1 protein-coding gene is annotated in these 383 nt (G+C 31.3%); it reads left to right on the top strand.

Features of this window, described 5'->3' with window-relative positions; translation table 11 throughout:
- Positions 1–383 (top strand): potassium-transporting ATPase subunit C (locus KJR01_RS10060; RefSeq protein WP_214119116.1); only part of this gene is annotated, 383 nt, incomplete at both ends.

Below are 383 nucleotides of genomic sequence, written 5' to 3'. Positions count from 1 at the left end.
ATTCAAGAGCATCTGTATCAAATTACAATACAAGTGATACAAATGAAAGCAGTGTAAGTTCAGGTGGATTTAATTATGCTATGTCAAATCCTGCTTTAAAAGAGCGTGTGCAAAAAGATTTGCAAAAATTTTTAGATGAAAATCCGCAAATTACAAAAGAACAAATTCATTTGGATTTATTAACCGCTTCAGGATCAGGATTTGATCCTCATATCAGTCTTCAAGCAGCCCAAGTGCAAATTCCTAGGATAAGTCAATCTTCAAAAATCATCAAAGAAGAATTAGAAAAAATCATTCAAGAAAATACAGAGTCTAAATTTTTAGGGATTTTTGGGGAAGAAAAGGTTAATGTTTTAGCCGTTAATATAGCTATTACTAAAAGC

It is taken from the genome of Campylobacter sp. 2018MI10, from assembly GCF_018501175.1.
Taxonomy (GTDB): domain Bacteria; phylum Campylobacterota; class Campylobacteria; order Campylobacterales; family Campylobacteraceae; genus Campylobacter_E.
This window is presented reverse-complemented; position numbering and strand designations above follow the sequence as displayed.